This window comes from Arthrobacter sp. LAR12-1-1.1, from assembly GCF_040676555.1.
In the GTDB taxonomy this organism is placed as follows: Bacteria; Actinomycetota; Actinomycetes; order Actinomycetales; family Micrococcaceae; genus Arthrobacter.
The window spans coordinates 814228-832802 of the sequence record NZ_JBEGIG010000001.1; the positions used below are offsets into that span (position 1 = coordinate 814228).

Below are 18575 nucleotides of genomic sequence, written 5' to 3' on the forward strand. Positions count from 1 at the left end.
GTTTCCGCGGGGAGGCTTCCCGGCCACGCAGGAACTTCTTCATTCTTTGAAAGGCAATACCTATGAAATTCGTCAGTGGAACCGCATCGGCCAGTTACGACGTCGTCGTCGTCGGCTCCGGCGCCGGCGCCCTCACCGCGGCTGCCACCGCCGCACGTGCCGGCAAGTCCGTCGTCGTCCTGGAAAAGAGCGTCCTGCTGGGCGGCACCTCTGCCGTCTCCGGCGGCATGCTCTGGGTCGCCGACAACCACCACGCCCGGGAAGCCGGGATCACCGATTCGAAGGAAGCGGCCGCCGAGTATGTCCGCGCCGTGGCGCGGGGCCGTGGGCGGGAGGAGCTCCTGGACGCCGCCCTGAACTACGGCGACCAGATGCTCCGCTTCGTGGAAGAGGAATGCGGCGTCCGCTTCATTTTCCTCAACAATTTCCCGGACTACCGCCAGGACCTGCCCGGCGCCATGGAGGGTGGCCGCACGGTGGAGCCCGAGCTGTTCAACAGCAAGGAAGCCCTCGGCGCGCTCACCTCCCATGTCCGCACCGACGGCCGCGCCCCGTTCACGATGCAGGAATACGAAAACTGGGGAGCGTTCACCAAGTTCCCTTGGGATGATCTCAACCAGCGCCAGGCCGACGGGCTCGTGGCGAAGGGCCAAGCCCTGGTGTCCATGCTCCTTGCGAGCCTGGTCCGCGACGGCGCCGCCCTCGTCACCGGCGCCCGCGGCCACCGGCTGCTCACGGGCGGCGGGCGGGTGACCGGCGTCGAACTCGAATCCGGCGACGTCTTCCGGGCGAACGACGGCGTGGTGCTGGCCACCGGCGGCTTCGAATGGGACAAGGCACTGGCCGATTCGATGCTCGCCTCGCGGCTGTACACGATGTGCTCGCCGCCCTCGAACACCGGCGACGGCCTGCGGATGTCCCAGCGGATCGGCGGCCAGACCCGCGGAACCCGCGAAGCCTGGTGGGCCCCGATGTCCATTACCGGCGACACCCGCGACGGGCAGCCGATCGGCACCCTGCTCCGCTTCGAACGCCAGGGCCCGGGCTCGCTGATGGTCAACCGCCACGGCCGCCGCTTCGCCAACGAATCCCAGAACTACAACGACCTCGCCCGCAGCCTGCAGTCCTGGGATTCCGCCAGGAACCAGACCCTCAACACCCCCGCGCATGTGATCGTGGACCACGCCTACATGGAGCGCTACGGCATCCTGGCCCACCGCGCCGGCCAGCCCACCCCCGCCTACCTGATCGAGGCGCCGACGCTGGAGGAGCTCGCGGCGAAAATCGGCGTTCCTGCCGAAAACCTGGCCGCGACGGTGGCCCGCTTCAACGAGTTCGCCGTCAAGGGTGAGGACCCCGACTTCGGCCGCGGAGAAAGCGCTTACGACAAATACTGGGGCGACGACGAGAACCCCTACCCGAACCCGTCCCTGGGTCCGCTGCGGACCGGGCCGTTCTACGCGATGGAAGTGGTCAACGGCGCGTTCGGCACCAACGGCGGCGTCGCCACTGACGGCCGGGCCCGGGTCCTGGACGTGGACAACCGCCCCATCGAGGGCCTCTATGCCGCGGGCAACACGACCGAAAACGCCTACGCGGCAGGGTACCCGGGCGCCGGCGCGACGCTCGGCCCGATTATGACCATGGGCTACCTCGCCGGCCGCACCATCGCCGGCCAGGACCCCGACTTCGTCTCGGGTGGCCCAACCGCTGTCGAGGCCGCCGCCGAACTGGTAGGAGCCTGAGATGATCCGCCACACCGTCCTCTTCAAGTTCAAACCGGACTTCCCGCCGGCCGACAAGCAGGCATGGATCGCAGGCCTCAACAGGATGACCGGGAATATCCCCGGCATGCTCAGCCTCACCCACGGCCCGGATGTGCTCAGCACCGAGCGCTCCTTCGACTACGCCATCGTGGCGGACTTCGAAAAGGTCGAGGACATCGCGGTGTACAACACCCATCCGCTGCACGAACCGCTCAAGGCATACTCATTCCCCAACAGCCAGCAGATCCTCTCGGTGGACTTCCACCTCGGGGATACCCAGCCGGCGGCCACTGAGACATCGTCGTCTTAAGGAGACCCCCATGCACACCGCACCCGCCCCACGCCCTGCCACCCCACCCCCGGCCGCGCGCAAGACTCCGCGGAAGGCAGCCCTGGCATCGTTCCTGGGCAGCACCCTGGAGTACTACGACTTCTTCATCTACGGGACAGCCGCCGCCCTGGTTTTCCCGCACCTGTTCTTCCCCTCCGCCGACCCTGCCATCGGCCTGATCGGCGCCTTCGCCACCTTCGGCGTCGCCTACGTGGCGCGGCCGGTGGGCGGTCTGGTCATGGGCCACTTCGGCGACAAGCTGGGGCGCAAGAAGATCCTGCTGCTCACCCTGGGCATCATGGGTCTGGCCTCGCTCGGTATCGGTTTCCTGCCGACCTATGAACAGGTCGGCGTCTGGGCCCCGATCCTGCTCGTGGCCGGCCGGCTGGCCCAGGGCTTCTCCGCGGGCGCCGAGTCGGCGGGCGCATCCACGCTCACGCTTGAGCACTCCCCGGACGGCAAACGCGGCTTCTTCACCAGCTTCGTAATGACCGGCTACGCCTCCGGCATGGTCCTGGCCACGCTCGTCTTCATTCCCGTCACGTCCATGCCGCAGGACGCGATGATGAGCTGGGGCTGGCGGGTCCCGTTCTGGCTCTCGATCGTGGTCCTGGCCATCGCCTACTGGGTGCGGACCCACCTGGACGAAACTCCGGTCTTCGAGGAGGCCCAGGAGCACCGGCAGGTCGCCCCGATGCCGGTCAAGGACGTCCTCAAGTTCCAGGGCGCCGATGTCCTGCGTGTGATGGGAATGTCGATCATGTCCGTCATGCAGACCATCTTCACGGTCTTCGGACTGGCGTACGCCACCTCCACGGCCGGTTTTGACCGGGCCTCCATCCTGACCGTCAACGCCGTGGCCATCGGCTTGTCGATGTTCGCCATGCCGCTGGCCGCGAAGCTCTCGGACCGGATCGGCCGGCGCCCGGTGCTGCTGACCGCCGCGATCGGCTGCTCCCTCACGATCTTCCTGTACTTCCTGGCCCTGTCCTCGGGCAACATTGTGCTGGTCTTCCTGGCCGCACTCCTGAACATGACGGTGCTCTACTCCGGCTTCAACGGCATATGGCCCTCGTTCTTCGCCGAGCAGTTCGCCGCCCCGGTGCGCTACACGGGCATGGCGATGGGCAATCAGCTGGGCCTGGTCCTGGCCGGCTTCGCCCCGATGATCGCCGGCATGCTCCTGGCCCCGGGCATCGCCGGCTGGGTTCCCGTGGCCGTCTTCGGCACGGTCTGCATGCTGATCGCCGCCGTCTCGGTGTACTTCTCCCGCGAGACGTACAAGACCCCCATCCAGGATCTGGGCGGCCCCTACCTGGCCGGAACCGCGCGGCGCCGGGAACTGCTTGCCGAGGAAAATCTCGCCGGGCAGCAGGCTCTGCCGGCCATGCGGCTTCCCTGAACCGCCCCGACCCCGAGGAGACCCACATGTCCAGAACCAGTCCCCACAGCGCATTCCCGCACCACTGGCCAATTCACTTGACCGGGCCCCGGACCCTGGGACTGCAGGGATCCAACACACAAAGGCCCATGCCATGGGTGGCCCCGGCTGCACGCGGCGAGGTACCGCCGGCCGCACCTCGGCCCTCCAATGGTCAACTGACTGCCTCGCCGTGGCTCGGCCTGCACTACGAAACCGAAGACATGTAGAGCCCCCGTACTGCGCCTACTGCTCCGAGAGGCCCGACGGCGTCTGCGGCGCCCGATTCGCTCGGGTGCCGCAGACGCCGTTTCAGCAGCCGGTCAGGTGCCGCTTCGGCCGTTCCTGCCGGTAGAGGTACCGGCCGGCTTCGCGGAAGCCGGCGTGGGTGTACAGACTCCGGGCACCTGCGTTCGATGCCATCACCAAAAGCCAGTACCCGGCCACGCCGCGGGCCCCGCCCTCACGCAAAAGCGCCCGGACAATCCGGCCGCCATAGCCCAGCCGCCGCACATCCGGACGCGTAGCCATGCAGTACAGTCCACCCCACGCGGGGCCAGTGCGCCCTGTGCCGGGCAAAGCGAGCCGCGCGACGGCGGCGGGCGCGCCGGAGTCATCCCGCACGAGGGCGTACAGGGCGGGGCACCCTGCCAGGATGCGGCGGGCCACGTCGAGCTCGGCCGCTCCCCCGCGGCCGTCAACGCTCCACCACAGGTCCAGCCAATCCGCCGACGGCTCCGCCGAGATTTCTACGGCGGGGTCGGGGTCGCCGGAACCCGCACCGGGCTGCGGGCCGGGTCCGCGGACCAGGACCAGGGTTTCGGACTGCCGGGTGAATCCTTCGGCATCGAGCACCGACTGCAAAGCCGATTGGCGCGGGCCGTCAAAGATCTGGAAGATCAGCGGAAGCCGGCGGTTCCGGTACCAAAGCCGCGCCGCCCGGAGTGCGGCCAGTTGCCGGTGCGGGTCGTCATCGCCGGCGTCCCGCACCCAGACCGAGTTCGCCCGTTGCGTCACCCCGGAGGCCGCCCGCAGTACCCAGCCGCCGGACTCCTCCCGTTCGGCGGCCGGCCACGCCGCATCCATCAGCGCTTCCAGCCCCGGGGTGGATTCAGTGTTGGCTGCCGCGATGGCTTCGGAATTGGTTTCCGCGCCCGACTCGGGGCTCGCTTCACGGTGCGGACTCAGGTCCATCGGGGTCCTCTCCATCCGGAACAAATGCGGCCGAGTATGACAACAGCAGGGGCTCTCCGGTTGCCCGGGGAGCCCCTGCTGTTCATGCTGATGCTTCCGGCTTAGTTCTTGCCGTCCTCGGGCTTCTTCTTGGCCTCTGGTTTGAAGTCGACGCCGGCTTCCTTGCGCTGCTGCGCCGTGATGGGAGCGGGAGCCTGGGTCAGGGGGTCGAAGCCGCCGCCGGACTTCGGGAACGCGATGACGTCGCGGATGGACTCCACGCCGGCCAGCAGGGCAACCACCCGGTCCCAGCCGAACGCGATGCCGCCGTGCGGAGGGGCGCCGAACTTGAAGCCCTCCAGCAGGAAGCCGAACTTGGTCTGCGCGTCTGCCTTGTCCAGGCCCATGAGCTCGAAGACGCGTTCCTGGACGTCGCGCTCGTGGATACGGATCGAGCCGCCGCCGATTTCGTTGCCGTTGCAGACGATGTCGTAGGCGTAGGACAGCGCCGACTCGGGATCCGTGTCGAAGGAGCCCATGAACTCGGGCTTGGGCGAGGTGAACGCGTGGTGCACGGCCGTCCACTGGCCGGCGCCAACGGCGACGTCGCCGGACGCCACCGCAGCCGCTGCGGGTTCGAACATCGGCGCGTCTACGACCCAGCAGAAGGCCCAGTCAGCGGGGTTGATGAGGCCGGTACGGTGGCCGATCTCCACGCGGGCAGCGCCGAGGAGTGCCCGGGAGGGGCTCTTCTCGCCGGCTGCGAAGAAGATGCAGTCACCGGGCTTGGCGCCGACGGCGTCGGCGAGGCCCGCACGCTCGGTGTCCGTGAGGTTCTTGGCGACGGGACCGGCGAGCTCGCCGTCTTCCTTGTACAGGACGTACGCCAGGCCCTTGGCGCCGCGCTGCTTGGCCCATTCCTGCCAGGCGTCGAGGGCCCGGCGGGCCTGGGAGGCGCCGCCGGGCATGACGACGGCACCGACATAGGGCGCCTTGAAGACACCGAAATTAGTGTCCTTGAAGAATTCGGTCAGCTCGGTGAGCTCCTGGCCGAAGCGCAGGTCCGGCTTGTCCGAGCCGTAGCGGGCCATGGCGTCGTGGTAGGTGATGCGCTGGATCGGCGTCGGGATCTCGACGTCGATCAGCTTCCACAGGGCTTTGACGATGTTCTCGCCCAGGCGGATGATGTCGTCCTGATCCACGAAGCTGGCCTCGATGTCCAGCTGCGTGAATTCCGGCTGGCGGTCCGCGCGGAAGTCTTCATCGCGGTAGCAGCGGGCGATCTGGTAGTACTTTTCGAAGCCGCCCACCTGCAGGAGCTGCTTGAACAGCTGCGGGGACTGCGGCAGCGCGTACCAGGAACCCGGCGCGAGGCGTGCGGGAACCACAAAGTCGCGGGCGCCTTCCGGCGTCGAACGGGTCAGCGTGGGGGTTTCGATCTCCACGTAGCCGTCCTGGTGGAGCAGCTCGCGGGCCACGCGGTTGGCTTCCGAGCGCAGGCGCAGGTTGCGGGCGGGGCCGGGGCGGCGCAGGTCCAGGTAACGGTGCTTCAGGCGCGCTTCCTCGCCTACCTCAACGTGCTCGTCGATCTGGAACGGCAGCGGATCGGAGGTGTTGAGGATGGTGACCTTCTCGGCCATGACCTCGATCTCACCGGTGGGAAGCGCCGGGTTCTCGTTGCCCTCGGGGCGCTGGGAAACCGTGCCGACAATCTGCAGCACGTACTCGTTGCGCAGGCCGTGGAAGACCTCTTCTTCGCGGACCACCACTTGGGCGACGCCGGACGCGTCGCGCAGGTCAACGAATGCGACACCACCGTGGTCACGACGCCGGCCGACCCAGCCGGCGAGGGTTACGGTTTGTCCAATGTGCTCGGAGCGAAGCGATCCGAGGTCATGTGTGCGCAGCACAGCATTCCTTTCAGCGGAAAATCAAAAAGTGACGTTCAAGAAATCGATATTCAGTAAATGAAGTTCAATAGGATCGCTTCAGGAACGATCCCGTTCGAGTTTACCCGTTGGAAAGGTCCCTCCCGCCATGGCAACCCGGCACAACGGAACCCAGCCCGGTGATGTGCCCGGTGACCGCCCCGGTTACAGGTCCGGACCGCAGCGGCCCCACCGGCAGCTGCAGCGCCGGCTCGGCGTGTTCGATTCCACGGCAATCGGCCTGGGTTCCATGCTCGGCGCCGGCGTGTTCGTCGTGTTCTCCCCCGCCGCCGCCCTGGCCGGGCCGCTGCTGACTCTCGCCGTGGCCGTGGCCGGCGCCATCGCCTACTGCAACGCGGTCGCGTCGGCGCAGCTGGCAGCCAGATACCCCGCCAGCGGGGGCACGTATGTGTACGGACGCCGGCAGCTCGGCGAGTGGCCCGGCTTCATTGCGGGCTGGGGCTTCGTGACGGGCAAGACTGCGTCCTGCGCGGCGATGGCGCTGACGTTCGGGCACTACGTGGCGCCGGCCTACGCCACGCCGCTGGCTGTCGCCGGCGTCGTGGTCCTCACGGGCGTAAATTTGCTCGGCATCACGCGGACCGCAATGCTGACCCGGGTCCTGCTGGCCGTGGTGCTGGCCACACTTGTCTTTGTCGCCGTGGCGTCGCTGCTGGGCCCGCACCCGGATGGCGCCCCCGCGGTGGCGGCGGCGCCGGCCTATCTTGCGGCGCCCTCCGGCGGCTGGGGCGTCCTTCCCGCGGCGGGCCTGATGTTCTTCGCCTTCGCGGGCTATGCGCGGATCGCCACCCTGGGCGAGGAGGTCAAGGACCCCGCCCGCACCATCCCGCGGGCCATCCTGGCCGCGCTGGCCGCGGCCTTCGTGATTTACCTTGGCCTGGCCGCGCTGCTGCAGTGGCACCTGCCGCCGCAGCAGCTGGCGGGTTCGACGGCGCCGCTGCTGGACGCGGTGGCGGCCTCCCGCTTCAGCGGCGGCGTCCCCTTCGTCCAGGCCGGAGCGGCGGCCGCCTGCCTTGGCGCGTTGCTGGCCCTGATCACCGGGGTCGGCAGGACCACCCTGGCGATGGCGCGGGAACGGGATCTGCCCGCCCCGCTGGCCAGGGTGGGCCGCGCCCACACCGTCCCGTTCGTTGCGGAACTGGCCGTCGCCGCCGCCGTCGTCATCCTGCTGCTGAGCACCAACGTCATGACCGTGGTCGGATTTTCCAGCTTCGGCGTACTGATCTATTACGCCGTGACCAACGCCGCCGCATTCACGCTGGCCGGCCGCCCCTGGCATGCGCCGCGCTGGCTCAATGTGTTGGGGTTCCTCGGCTGCGTGGTCCTGGCCGTCACCCTGCCGCCGGCCTCCATGCTGTTCATGGCCGCGGTGCTGGCCGCCGGGGTGGCCGGGCGGTTCCTCGTCATGCGGGTGCGCCGGGCTCCCAGCAAAAAGTAGGCCCCGCCAGGACTGGGCCTTAGAACCAGGCCCGGAGGAACTAGCGCGCGGCGGTTACGCGCACGTGCAGGTCTTCCTCGGAGGGCGTCCACGCGTCCGGGTCGGCGTCGTACTGCTCGCCGGTGCGGATGTCCTTGACCTGGTGCTTGCCGTCGTCGTCGGTGAACCAGACAAACGGGATGCCGCGGCGGTCGGCGAACTTTATCTGCTTGCCGAACTTCTCGGCCTTCGCGGCGACCTCAGTGGCGATGCCCCGGCTGCGCAGCTTTGCCGCGACATCCTGCGCCGCGCCCCAGCTCTCGTCGTTGTTGAGCGTCACCAGCACGGCGGTCGGCACGGAGCGCGAGGCCTTGGCGAGGTCCTGGCTCAGGATCCGTGACACCAGGCGGGTCACGCCGATCGAGAGGCCGACGCCGGGGAATTTGCGGTTGCCCTTGCTGGCCAGTGCGTCGTAGCGGCCGCCGGAGCAGATCGAGCCCAGCTGCTCGTGTCCCACCAGGACGGTTTCCACCACGGTGCCCGTGTAGTAGTCCAGGCCGCGGGCGATGCTGAGATCGGCAACGACTCGTCCCGGGGCGTGCAGGACGGCGGCCGCGATGACCTGCTCGAGCTCGTTCAGGCCTTCTTCCAGCAGCTCATTGGTGACACCCAGCGCCCGGACCTGCGCCACGAAGGACGTGTCCTGGGTACGGATACCGGCGAGTTTCAGGGCGGCCTGCGCCTGATCGTCAGTGGCGCCGAGTTCCTCCTTGAGCAGCTCGGCCACCTTCGCGGGCCCGACCTTTTCGAGTTTGTCGATGCTGCGCAGAACGCCCGCGGTGTCCGTGAGCCCGATCCCGGTGTAGAAGCCTTCGGCCAGCTTGCGGTTGTTGATCCGCAGCAGGAAATCGGGGATGGGCAGCGCGTTGAGCGCCTCGGCGATCACGAGCGCGATTTCAACGTCATAGCGGAACGGCAGTTCGCCGTCGCCGACAACATCGATGTCCGCCTGGGTGAACTCGCGGGCCCGTCCCTCCTGGGGACGTTCCCCGCGCCAGACCTTCTGGATCTGGTAGCGGCGGAACGGGAAGGCCAGGTAGCCGGCGTTTTCCACGACGTACCGGGCGAAAGGCACGGTGAGGTCGAAGTGCAGGGCAAGGGCATGGGGGTCGAACTTGGCCGCGGAGTCCTCATCGTCCTGGAGCCGGCTCAGCCCGTAGACCTCTTTGTCGATTTCGCCCTTGCGCAGCAACTGGCCCACCGTTTCCACGGCGCGGGTCTCGATCGAGGAGAAACCATGGAGCTCGAACGTCCGGCGCAGCGTGTCCAGCACATGGAGTTCCACCAGCCGCTCCTCGGGAAGCCACTCGGGGAATCCTGACAGGGAGGCTGTGCGTGCCATGGTGAAATTTTCTCCTCTGGTTACCACTGCGGTATCTCGTTGCTACTGCAGCATCTTCGGGCGCGGGTCCACGCGGCATTCATCTGTCGAAACGTAACGAAGATAAGCGGCAGACCGGCCAGTCGTGCATAAACTGTGTGCGGCAGTCAGTTTATGCGTTCGGCGCCCGCTTCTTCCAACGGAGCCGGCCCCGGCGGGACTGCCGGCAGCTTGCTGCCGCTGCCGCGACGGCGCCTACGGCCCGTGACGGAAGCGGCCATACAACCAGGAGGACCATTGGCGGCCAGTTCACGCAGCGCACGCGAGGCGAAGCGGCGCGTCCAGCAGATGGAGGCCAGGCGCGGCCTGCGCAAGGATCAGGACAAGCGCCGCAAGCGCGACAACGTCCTGGCCATCAGCGTCGGCACAGCGGCGATCGGCCTGGCCCTGGTCCTGCAGCTCACAGTCTTCGCGTCCAACCCGACCGAAGAGGAGTTCGCTGCCGTGCAGGAGGGGCTCCAGAGCCCGTCAGCGTCCGCCACACCCTCAGCTGCCTCCACGAATGCCGAGAACATCCCGAAGCCGGAAACGGCCGCGGGCAAGACCTTCACGGGCGAGCTCAAGCTGAACCGTGGCGGGCTAGGCGTCGAGCTCGACGGCACGAAGGCCCCGCAGGCGGCGGCGGTGTTCAAATCCCTCGCCGACCAAAACTTCTACAACGGCCTCAGCTGCCACCGGCTGACCACGGCCGAGAACTTTGGCGTACTGCAGTGCGGTTCCAAGGCCGGAGACGGCAGCAGCGACCCGAGCTACATGTGGGGCCCGCTGGAAAACACCCCGCAGGACAACAAGTACCCTGCCGGGACGATCGCCGTGGCCCGGACCGGCGGGAACGCCAACAGCAACGGCACCCAGTTCTTCATTGTGTACAAGGACACCGTTATCCCGGCGGATGCCGCCGGTGGCTATACGGTGGTGGGCAAGGTGACCTCGGGTCTCGACGTGGTGAGCGGGATTGCCGCCGCCGGACTGAAGCCAGGCGACAACGCCACCGACGGCGCACCTGCGGAACCAGTCACGATAGACTCGTTCTCACTGAAGTGACCAGCCACGGCCCTGAAGGCCGTGGTCCCGGTATTTCCCTCCAAGCGAAAGACTTCTAGCGGTGACAGACAGTCAGAAATCCGACGAAACATTGGCAACAGCAGCTGCCAACGAAACCGAAGCCGAGGCAACCCCAGCCGAGAGTGCAGGCGCTGCCGTAGACGCCGCCGGCGAGGCTGCGGCAACCGCAGCCCCAGCCGCGGGCGAGGACGCCGAGGCCGGCGAGGACGCAGCGTCCACCGAGTCCGCGGTGCCAGCAGCGCCCACCGAGTCCGCACAGCCCGCCGAGGCACCGTCGGCGGAAACGGCAGCCGAGCCTGCTACTGAGCCGGCAGCCGACACTGTTGCTGAAACCGGGGCCACTGCTGCTCCGTCGCCGGCCGCGCGTCCCGCGCCGAGCCCGGCAGCGTTTGCTGCCCGGCCGAAGGCCAAGCCGTCCCCGGCCGCACCGGCCCCCGCGCCGGTGGCCGTGTCCTCCGCAGCCTCACTGGCCGAGGCAGCCCGCTGGGGCCGTGTTGAAGGCGACGGCCATGTCTTCCTGACCGTTGACGGCACGGAATATCCCGTCGGCCAGTACCCGGGAGTCAGCGCCGACGAGGCCCTGGGCTACTTTGCCCGGAAGTTCGACGACGTCGTGGCCCAGATCGTCCTGCTGGAACAGCGTGTGAGCTCCAAGGCGCCCACCGCGGACATGCAGAAGACCGTCACGCACCTGCGCGAGCAGCTTGCCGAGCGGAACATGGTGGGCGACTTCCGCTCCGCCGAGGCACGGCTGGACGCACTGGTGACGCAGATCGGCGAGCTCGAAAAGGCCGAGAAAGCCGAGCACGACGCCGTCCGCGCCGCTGAGCTTGCCGCCCGCGAGGCCATCGTGGCCGAGGCCGAGGAAATCGCCGGCCACGATCCCGCGCAGATCCAGTGGAAGACCTCCAGTGCGCGGATGAACGAACTGTTCGAGAGCTGGAAGACCGCCCAGAAGAGCGGGGTCCGGCTCGGCCGCAGCAACGAGGACGCGCTGTGGAAGCGGTTCCGTGCCGCCCGCACTGTGTTTGACCGGCACCGCCGCGCGTACTTCTCCCAGCTGGACAGCACCAACTCGGCAGCCAAGGCAGCCAAAGAGAAGCTGATCGCCGAGGCTGAGGCCCTTTCCTCCTCGACCGACTGGGGCTTCGCCGCCGGCGAATACCGCCGCCTCATGGATGAGTGGAAAGCCTCCCCGCGCGCCAGCCGCAAGGACGACGACGCTCTGTGGGCCCGCTTCCGCGCCGCCCAGGACGTCTTCTTCACGAACAGGCAGGCAGCCAACGACGAGATCGACCAGGAATACGGTGCGAACCTGGTGGTGAAGGAAGCGCTCCTGGTGGAGGCCAACGAGCTCCTGCCGATCAAGGACCTACCGGCGGCCAAGAAGGCGCTGCAGTCCATCCGTGACCGCTGGGAAGAAGCCGGCAAGGTTCCGCGCGCCGACATGGGCCGTATCGAAGCCGGCCTGCGGAAGGTGGAGGACGCCGTCCGCCACGCCGAGGACGAAAACTGGAAGCGCTCCAACCCGGAGACGAAGGCGCGCACCAACAGTGCCCTGACCCAGCTCGAAGCCGCCATTGCCGGTCTCAAGGAAGACCTGGCCAAGGCGGAGAAGGCAGGTGACGAGCGCAAGATCATGGCAGCCCGGGAAGCCCTAGAGGCGCGCCAGGCCTGGCTGGAGCAGCTCGAGCGCTCGGCGAGCGAGCTCTCCTAGGCACGCGGCACACCAGCAAGCCAGTCCAGGCCCCGTTTCGGTTATCCACATGACCGGAACGGGGCCTGTTCCATGTCCGGGGAACCGGGAACGATGGCGGAATGGTACTCATGCCCCGCGCTCCCGCCGCACGTTCCGGGCAGCCTGCTCCGGACCGGTGCGCCCCCGGAATGCCTGTTCCGGGCAGGCGCGCTCCCGGGCCGGGGCCGGAGCACTGCGAGCTCTATTCCCCCGGCGCACTGTTCTCCTGGCCGGAGCTGCAGGCCATGGCCGCCGACGGTGTGCTGACGCAGCTGTACCAGCGCGGCTATCTGCCCCCGGGCGCCCCTGCCAGTCCGCAGCTCCGCGCCCGTGCCGCGTCCCTGGCTGTGGCGCCGGCGATCCGGCAGCGGGTCGTGGCGGGGCGGATGACCGCGGCCTGGATCTATGGTTGCGCCGCGGAGCCGGACCGCCTGGCGCTGCTGGTTGACGCCAACCGACGGATTTCCAGCCTGAGGTCCGTGCGAGGCTGCACCTTCCACGAAGTTCGGCTGGGGCCGTTCGACGTCGTGAGCATGGGAGGTCTGATGGTGTCCAGCCCGCTGCGCACGGCCGTGGACATGGCCTTGCATGTGGAGGCGGAACGGGCCGTGCCGGCCCTGAGGGCGTTACTGGCCCGTCCCGAGCTGGGCGTGCGTCTCCGGCTGCTCAGGCTTGCCGTCGAGGCCAGCCCGCGCGTCCCGCACAAACGGGCGGCGCTGGCGAAGCTCGCCGCCCTCCCGGCACAGCCGGAGGCGCCCGATGCAGCGGGCTAGCGTGGCTGGGTGCCGGCCAGGAAGCGGGCCCGGCTTCCCTGGTCCGACCGCCGGGGCCGGATCAGCTGCGGCGGCGGTTTCCGGTGGTGCGGTACACGTCGAAGACGCCGTCGATCCGGCGGACTGCGCTCAGCACATGGCTGAGGTACTTGGGATCGCCCATTTCGAACGCAAACTTAGAGATTGCCACGCGATCCGTGGACGTGTGGACGCTCGCCGCCAGGATGTTGACGTGGTTTTCCGAGAGCACGCGGGTGACGTCGGAGAGCAGCGATTTGCGGTCCAGTGCTTCGACCTGGATCTCCACGAGGAACACGCTGGCCTGCGTGGGCGCCCAGTCCACTTCCACGATCCTGTCCGGCTGACCCATCAGGCCGCTCACGTTCGTGCAGTCGGTCCGGTGCACAGAGACGCCGGAGCCGCGCGTGACGAAGCCAAGGATCGGGTCCGGCGGGACCGGCGTGCAGCACCGGGCCAGCTTCACCCAGACGTCGTCCACTCCGCGGACGACAACACCGGAATCGGAGAACCGGGTCTTGCTGACCTGGGTGGGGATGGAGACTTCGGTGAGGGCGTCGTCCGGGTGCTCGTTTCCACCGAGGCTCTCCACCAGGCGTTCCATGACGGACTGTGCGGAGGTGTGGCCGTCGCCCACGCCGGCGTAGAGCCCGGAGATGTCGACATACTTGAAGTCCTCCGCGATCGCGGCGAGGGCGTCGTGGGTCATGAGCCGCTGCAGCGGGAGGTTTTGCTTCCGCATCGCCTTGGTCAGCAGGTCCTTGCCGCGGTCAATCGCTTCCTCGCGGCGTTCCTTGCTGAACCATTGCCTGATCTTGTTACGGGCCCGGGCGCTCTTGACGAAGTGCTGCCAGTCCTGGCTGGGGCCGGCGCCTTCAGCCTTGGAGGTGAAGATTTCCACCCAGTCGCCGTGGTTCAGTTCGCTGTTGAGTGGAACGAGCTTGCCGTTGACGCGCGCGCCTATGGTCCGGTGGCCCACCTCGGTGTGCACGGCATAGGCGAAGTCCACGGGCGTGGATCCGGCAGGCAGGGCCATGACCTCGCCCTTGGGGGTGAACACGAACACTTCGCGGGCGTTGATTTCAAAGCGCAGGGAGTCGAGGAACTCGCCGGGGTCCGACGTTTCCTGCTGCCAGTCCACGAGGGAGCGCAGCCAGCCCATGTCGCCGTCGCGCGGGCTGCCTGGCCCGGCGGCCGTCCTGTTCGGCTGGTCCTTGTACTTCCAGTGCGCGGCGACGCCGTACTCGGCCCGCCGGTGCATTTCATGGGTGCGGATCTGGATTTCCACCGGCTTGCCGCCGGGACCGATCACCGTGGTGTGCAACGACTGGTACATGTTGAACTTGGGCATCGCGATATAGTCCTTGAACCGCCCGGGCAGGGGGTTCCAGCGCGAGTGCATCGCGCCCAGGGCCGCATAACAGTCGCGGACTGAATCGACCAGGACACGGACGCCCATGAGGTCGTTGATGTCGTCAAAGTCTTTATCGCGGACGATCATCTTCTGGTAGATCGAGTAGTAGTGCTTTGGCCGTCCGGTGATCGTGGCCTTGATCTTCGCTGCCCGGAGGTCTTCGGTGATCTGGTTACGGATGACCGAAAGGTTCTTTTCGCGCTCCGGCGTCCGGTCCCCCACCATGCGCACGATTTCCTCGTACACCTTGGGATACAGGGCAGCGAAGGACAGATCCTCCAGCTCCCACTTGATGGTGTTCATGCCCAGCCGGTGGGCCAGCGGCGCAAAGATTTCCAGGGTTTCGCGCGCCTTGCGGGCCGAGGACTCAGCCGAGACAAAGCGCCACGTGCGGGCGTTGTGGAGCCGGTCGGCGAGTTTGATCATCAGGACACGGATGTCCTTGGCCATGGCGACGACCATCTTGCGCACGGTCTCGGACTGGGCCGCCTCACCAAAGCTGACCTTGTCCAGCTTGGTGACGCCGTCCACGAGCATGGCCACTTCCGGGCCGAACTCGGCCTTCAGGTCTGCCAGCGTGTAGGAGGTGTCTTCGACAGTGTCGTGCAGCAAGGCCGCGGCCAGCGTGGTGCCGCTGAGGCCAAGTTCGGCGAGGATGGTGGCCACCGCGACCGGGTGCGTGATGTACGGGTCCCCGCTCTTGCGCTTTTGGCCCCGGTGGCAGCGCTCGGCAACCACAAAGGCGCGCTGGATGAGGTCGAAATCCTCTTTGGGGTTGTTGGCACGGACCGTGCGCAGCAACGGCTCCAGGATCGGCGAGTACGCGGGAGCACCGCGGCCAGTCAGCCGGGCAAGGCGTGATCTCGTGCGCTCGCGCCGGCCAGGAAACGTCGGCCGGGCACCTGAATTGTGAACCGGCACGGAAACATCGGGACGTCCGGGACCCACTAGGTCAGTCTGAGAACCCTGACCCAGGCCCTCGTCCGCAGGTGCCTTCGGCACCGGCGTCGAACGTTCTTCCAATGGAGCACCTCTCGCGACCGGTTAATTATTCAAGTGTATTCCCGCGGCAGGATACTTCGATAACCGGCCGGGATACGGCGACGGGCCGGGGCCGTCGAAATTGACGCCTCCGGCCCGTCTGCTGGGCTTGTGCTTAGGGTCTGGCGGGAGGCTCAGGCCGTAGCTGGCGACGCCGAAGACGTGGTCTTGGCGTCCGCTTCGGCGCGCCGCTGTTCCACCCGCTTGGCCTGCTTGACGAGCTCAGGTTCGCCCTGCCGCAGCGCGGCGTACAGCGGAGCCGCGATGAAAATCGTCGCGGCGGTGCCCACCAGGATGCCCACGAACAGTGCCAGGGACAGGTCCCGCAGCGTTCCGGCACCGAGCAGCCCGGCACCGATGAAGAGGATCGCGCCGACCGGCAGGATGGCCACCACCATGGTGTTGATGGACCGGACCAGGGTCTGGTTGATGGCGAGGTTGACCTCTTCGGCGAAGGTCCGCCGGGTGGACGCCTGCATGTCCGAGGTGTTTTCGCGGATCTTGTCGAACACCACCACGGTGTCGTACAGCGAATAGCTGAGGACTGTGAGGAAGCCGATGATGGCCGACGGCGTCACTTCGAAGTCACTGAGGCCGTATACACCGGCGGTCATGAACATCGTGACGGCCATGCCGACAAGTGCCGAGAGCGACATCTTCCAGGTCCGGAAGTAGAGCGCCATCAGGACGGCGGCCAGACCCACAAAGATTGCCAGGCCCATCAGCGCCTGCTTCGTGACGTCCGCACCCCAGGTGGGGCCGACGAAGGTTGACGTGACCTCGTTATCCGTCACGCCATAGGCCTTGGTGAGGCCTTCCTTGATCTGCAGCGTCTCGTCGTCGGTGAGCTTGTCCGTCTGGATGCGCATAGTGGTGCCGGCGACGTTAGCCACGCGAGGCACGGATCCCGTCACGACTCCCTGGACGGCTTTCTCGCCGAGGGAGGCATCGGTGGTCTTGACGTTGGAGACCGTGAATTCAGAGCCGCCGCGGAACTCGATGCCGAGGTTGAAACCACCCTTGGCGATCGGGATCAGGATCGAGAGGGCGACGGCGATCCCGGCGATCAGGAACCAGATCTTCCTGTAACCGACGAAGTCGTACGAGCGCTTGCCCGTGTACAGCTCATTGCCGAATGTTGAGAAGTTGACCATTTACTTGCCCTCCTTGGACGCGCTCTTGGAGGTACCGGCGAGCTGTGCCTGTTGTGCCTGATCCTGCTTTTCGGCGAGACGGCGTTCTGCAATGGTCATCCGGCGTTCTGCCTCGGCGGCGGCGCCGGTGTTCTTCGCGCGCACCACTGCCACGGGCTTGTCCTCCGGGGTACGCATCCTGCCGGCACCGCGGTACAGCGGGACGGCTCCCAGGCGCTTCGGGTCCAGACCCGAGAACCTGTGGCCTTCGCCGAAGAACTTGGTCCGGGCCAGCAACTGCAGGGTCGGGTGGGTGAACATGAACACGACGATGAGGTCGGCGATCGCGGTGAGGCCGAGGGTGAACGCGAAGCCGCGGACGTTGCCCACCGCCACGAAGAACAGCACCACGGCCGCGAGGAGGTTCACGGCCTTGGAGGCGAGGATGGTGCGCTTGGCCCGCTTCCAGCCGTTTTCCACGGCCGAGACGAGGCCGCGGCCTTCGCGGAGCTCATCGCGGATGCGTTCGAAGTAGACGATGAACGAGTCGGCCGTCTGGCCGATCGCCACGATCAGGCCGGCGACGCCGGCGAGCGAAAGCCGGTAGTTTTCGGTCCAGCCGAGGATGGCGATGGCCAGGAACGTCAGCACCCCGGCGATCACGAGGGAAGCCACGGTCACGAGGCCAAGGGCCCGGTACTGGAACAGCGAGTAGACAAACACCAGCAGGAGGCCGATCACGCCGGCGAGCATACCCATGCGGAGCTGCTCCCCGCCGAGGGTTGCCGAGATCTGCTGTTCGCTCTGGATTTCGAAGCTGATCGGCAGGGCACCGAAACGAAGCTGGTCCGAGAGGGCCTTGGCCGACTCCTCGGTAAACCCGCCGGTGATCTGCGGCCGGCCGTCGGTGATGACGGCGAGAGAGCGCGGGGCGGAGATGACCTGGTCGTCCAGGACGATTGCGAACTGGGACTTCGGATCCGAGCCGGTCTGGCCGCCGCCGGCGGCATAGAACTTGTACAGACGCTCTGTGATTTCCTTGAACTTGGTGGTGCCCGCGTCATCGAACTGGATGTTGACGGCCCATTCATTGGTCACGGCACCCTGGGCGCCGCGCTGCAGCTGGAACGAGGACGACTTGATGTTCGAGCCCTTCACCTCAACCGGACCGAGGATGTACTTGATCGCCGGCGAATTGGCCGACGCCGGCTCACAGGTCACCAGCGGCTTGGTCGGGTCGGAGCGCTGCTGCTTGTCCTGGGACGGGTTGTCGCAGTCGAGTGCCTCAAACTGCTTGTAGACCTCGGGGGTAATCCAGTTCTCGTCGCTGCTGTTGGCGGGTTCCGCCGTCGGCTTCGGCAGCTGGTCGGCCGGGGTCCGGGACGCCTCTGGGACCGCAGCGCCGGGGCCAGTCTGGATAACCGGGCGGAAGTTCATGTCGGCGGAGGCCTGGATCAGCGCACGGGTCTCCTTGGCAGGCGTTCCCGGGAGGCTGACGACCACGTTGCGGCCGGACTGCGTGCTGATTTCCGCTTCCGCTACGCCCGAGCCGTCCACGCGCTGACGAATGATCGCCACGGCCTGGTTGAGCTGGTCTTCGGTAATACCCGAACCACCCTCAACCTTGGGCGCCAGGATCATCTGGGTGCCGCCTTCAAGGTCCAGGGCGAGCTTTGGAGCCCAGCCCGCCTGGCCGGCAATCGTGCCGCCCGCCAGGACAGCCGTCATGGCGGCGATGAGTACGCCAAGCCAGACCAGCATCCTGATGGCTGAGTTTTTGGGGCCAGTTCGTGCCATTGTCGATCTTTCTATTATTTGCGGCGGATCCGCCGGCGCGGGCTCTGGGCCCCCGCCGACGGATGCCCGCAACCGTTGCTTCGCGGGACAGCTCAGGTA

The 18575-nt window shown here is 67.3% G+C and carries 13 protein-coding genes; 7 read left to right on the top strand and 6 right to left on the bottom strand.

From position 1 onward, the window contains the following. Positions 1-62: 62 nt before the first annotated feature. From MRBLAR12_RS03760 to MRBLAR12_RS03770, 3 genes are read left to right on the top strand one after another with little or no spacing between them, the layout of a single operon-like run. Positions 63-1745: an FAD-dependent oxidoreductase gene (locus MRBLAR12_RS03760; protein ID WP_229996054.1), complete on the top strand. Its 1683-nt coding sequence runs from the start codon at positions 63-65 to the stop codon at positions 1743-1745. A 1-nt stretch (position 1746) separates the two neighbouring features. Further along, complete coding sequence (locus tag MRBLAR12_RS03765; protein ID WP_364743600.1) at positions 1747-2076, top strand: Dabb family protein; 330 nt, start codon at positions 1747-1749, stop codon at positions 2074-2076. A 10-nt stretch (positions 2077-2086) separates the two neighbouring features. Then, positions 2087-3499, top strand: a complete 1413-nt coding sequence (locus MRBLAR12_RS03770; protein ID WP_364743603.1) for an MFS transporter — start codon at positions 2087-2089, stop codon at positions 3497-3499. A 330-nt stretch (positions 3500-3829) separates the two neighbouring features. Here the strand turns inward: MRBLAR12_RS03770 and MRBLAR12_RS03775 are convergent, their stop codons facing one another. Both MRBLAR12_RS03775 and aspS read right to left on the bottom strand, forming a co-directional pair. Continuing rightward, the gene (locus MRBLAR12_RS03775; RefSeq protein WP_364743606.1) at positions 3830-4711 is read right to left on the bottom strand and encodes a GNAT family N-acetyltransferase; all 882 of its coding nucleotides are present in this window, start codon (positions 4709-4711) and stop codon (positions 3830-3832) included. A gap of 101 nt (positions 4712-4812) precedes the next feature. Then, positions 4813-6600: an aspartate--tRNA ligase gene (gene aspS / locus MRBLAR12_RS03780; protein ID WP_229995072.1), complete on the bottom strand. Its 1788-nt coding sequence runs from the start codon at positions 6598-6600 to the stop codon at positions 4813-4815. A gap of 127 nt (positions 6601-6727) precedes the next feature. On the opposite strand from aspS, the gene MRBLAR12_RS03785 reads away from it, so the two are divergent. Continuing rightward, entirely contained in the window at positions 6728-8077 is a 1350-nt protein-coding gene (locus tag MRBLAR12_RS03785; protein WP_364743609.1) for an APC family permease, read from the top strand. Between the two features lie 40 nt (positions 8078-8117). Here the strand turns inward: MRBLAR12_RS03785 and hisS are convergent, their stop codons facing one another. Further along, positions 8118-9458, bottom strand: coding sequence for a histidine--tRNA ligase (gene hisS, locus MRBLAR12_RS03790; RefSeq protein ID WP_229995070.1), 1341 nt, complete (start codon positions 9456-9458; stop codon positions 8118-8120). 276 nt (positions 9459-9734) lie between these two features. On the opposite strand from hisS, the gene MRBLAR12_RS03795 reads away from it, so the two are divergent. The 3 genes from MRBLAR12_RS03795 to MRBLAR12_RS03805 all read left to right on the top strand — a co-directional run bounded on the left by MRBLAR12_RS03795 (position 9735) and on the right by MRBLAR12_RS03805 (position 13073). Then, the gene (locus MRBLAR12_RS03795) at positions 9735-10541 is read left to right on the top strand and encodes a peptidylprolyl isomerase (protein WP_364743611.1); all 807 of its coding nucleotides are present in this window, start codon (positions 9735-9737) and stop codon (positions 10539-10541) included. A 61-nt stretch (positions 10542-10602) separates the two neighbouring features. Continuing rightward, positions 10603-12279, top strand: a complete 1677-nt coding sequence (locus tag MRBLAR12_RS03800; RefSeq protein WP_364743613.1) for a DUF349 domain-containing protein — start codon at positions 10603-10605, stop codon at positions 12277-12279. A 101-nt stretch (positions 12280-12380) separates the two neighbouring features. After that, the gene (locus MRBLAR12_RS03805; protein ID WP_364743615.1) at positions 12381-13073 is read left to right on the top strand and encodes a type IV toxin-antitoxin system AbiEi family antitoxin; all 693 of its coding nucleotides are present in this window, start codon (positions 12381-12383) and stop codon (positions 13071-13073) included. A 61-nt stretch (positions 13074-13134) separates the two neighbouring features. On the opposite strand, the gene MRBLAR12_RS03810 is transcribed toward MRBLAR12_RS03805, so the two are convergent. The 3 genes from MRBLAR12_RS03810 to secD form a co-directional block, all read right to left on the bottom strand. Then, the gene (locus tag MRBLAR12_RS03810; protein ID WP_414645451.1) at positions 13135-15453 is read right to left on the bottom strand and encodes a RelA/SpoT family protein; all 2319 of its coding nucleotides are present in this window, start codon (positions 15451-15453) and stop codon (positions 13135-13137) included. A 227-nt stretch (positions 15454-15680) separates the two neighbouring features. Beyond that, positions 15681-16700, bottom strand: a complete 1020-nt coding sequence (gene secF / locus MRBLAR12_RS03815; RefSeq protein ID WP_364743618.1) for a protein translocase subunit SecF — start codon at positions 16698-16700, stop codon at positions 15681-15683. Further along, a complete protein-coding gene (gene secD / locus MRBLAR12_RS03820) occupies positions 16701-18476 on the bottom strand; it encodes a protein translocase subunit SecD (RefSeq protein ID WP_229995066.1) in 1776 nt (591 codons plus the stop codon). Between the last annotated feature and the right edge of the window lie 99 nt (positions 18477-18575).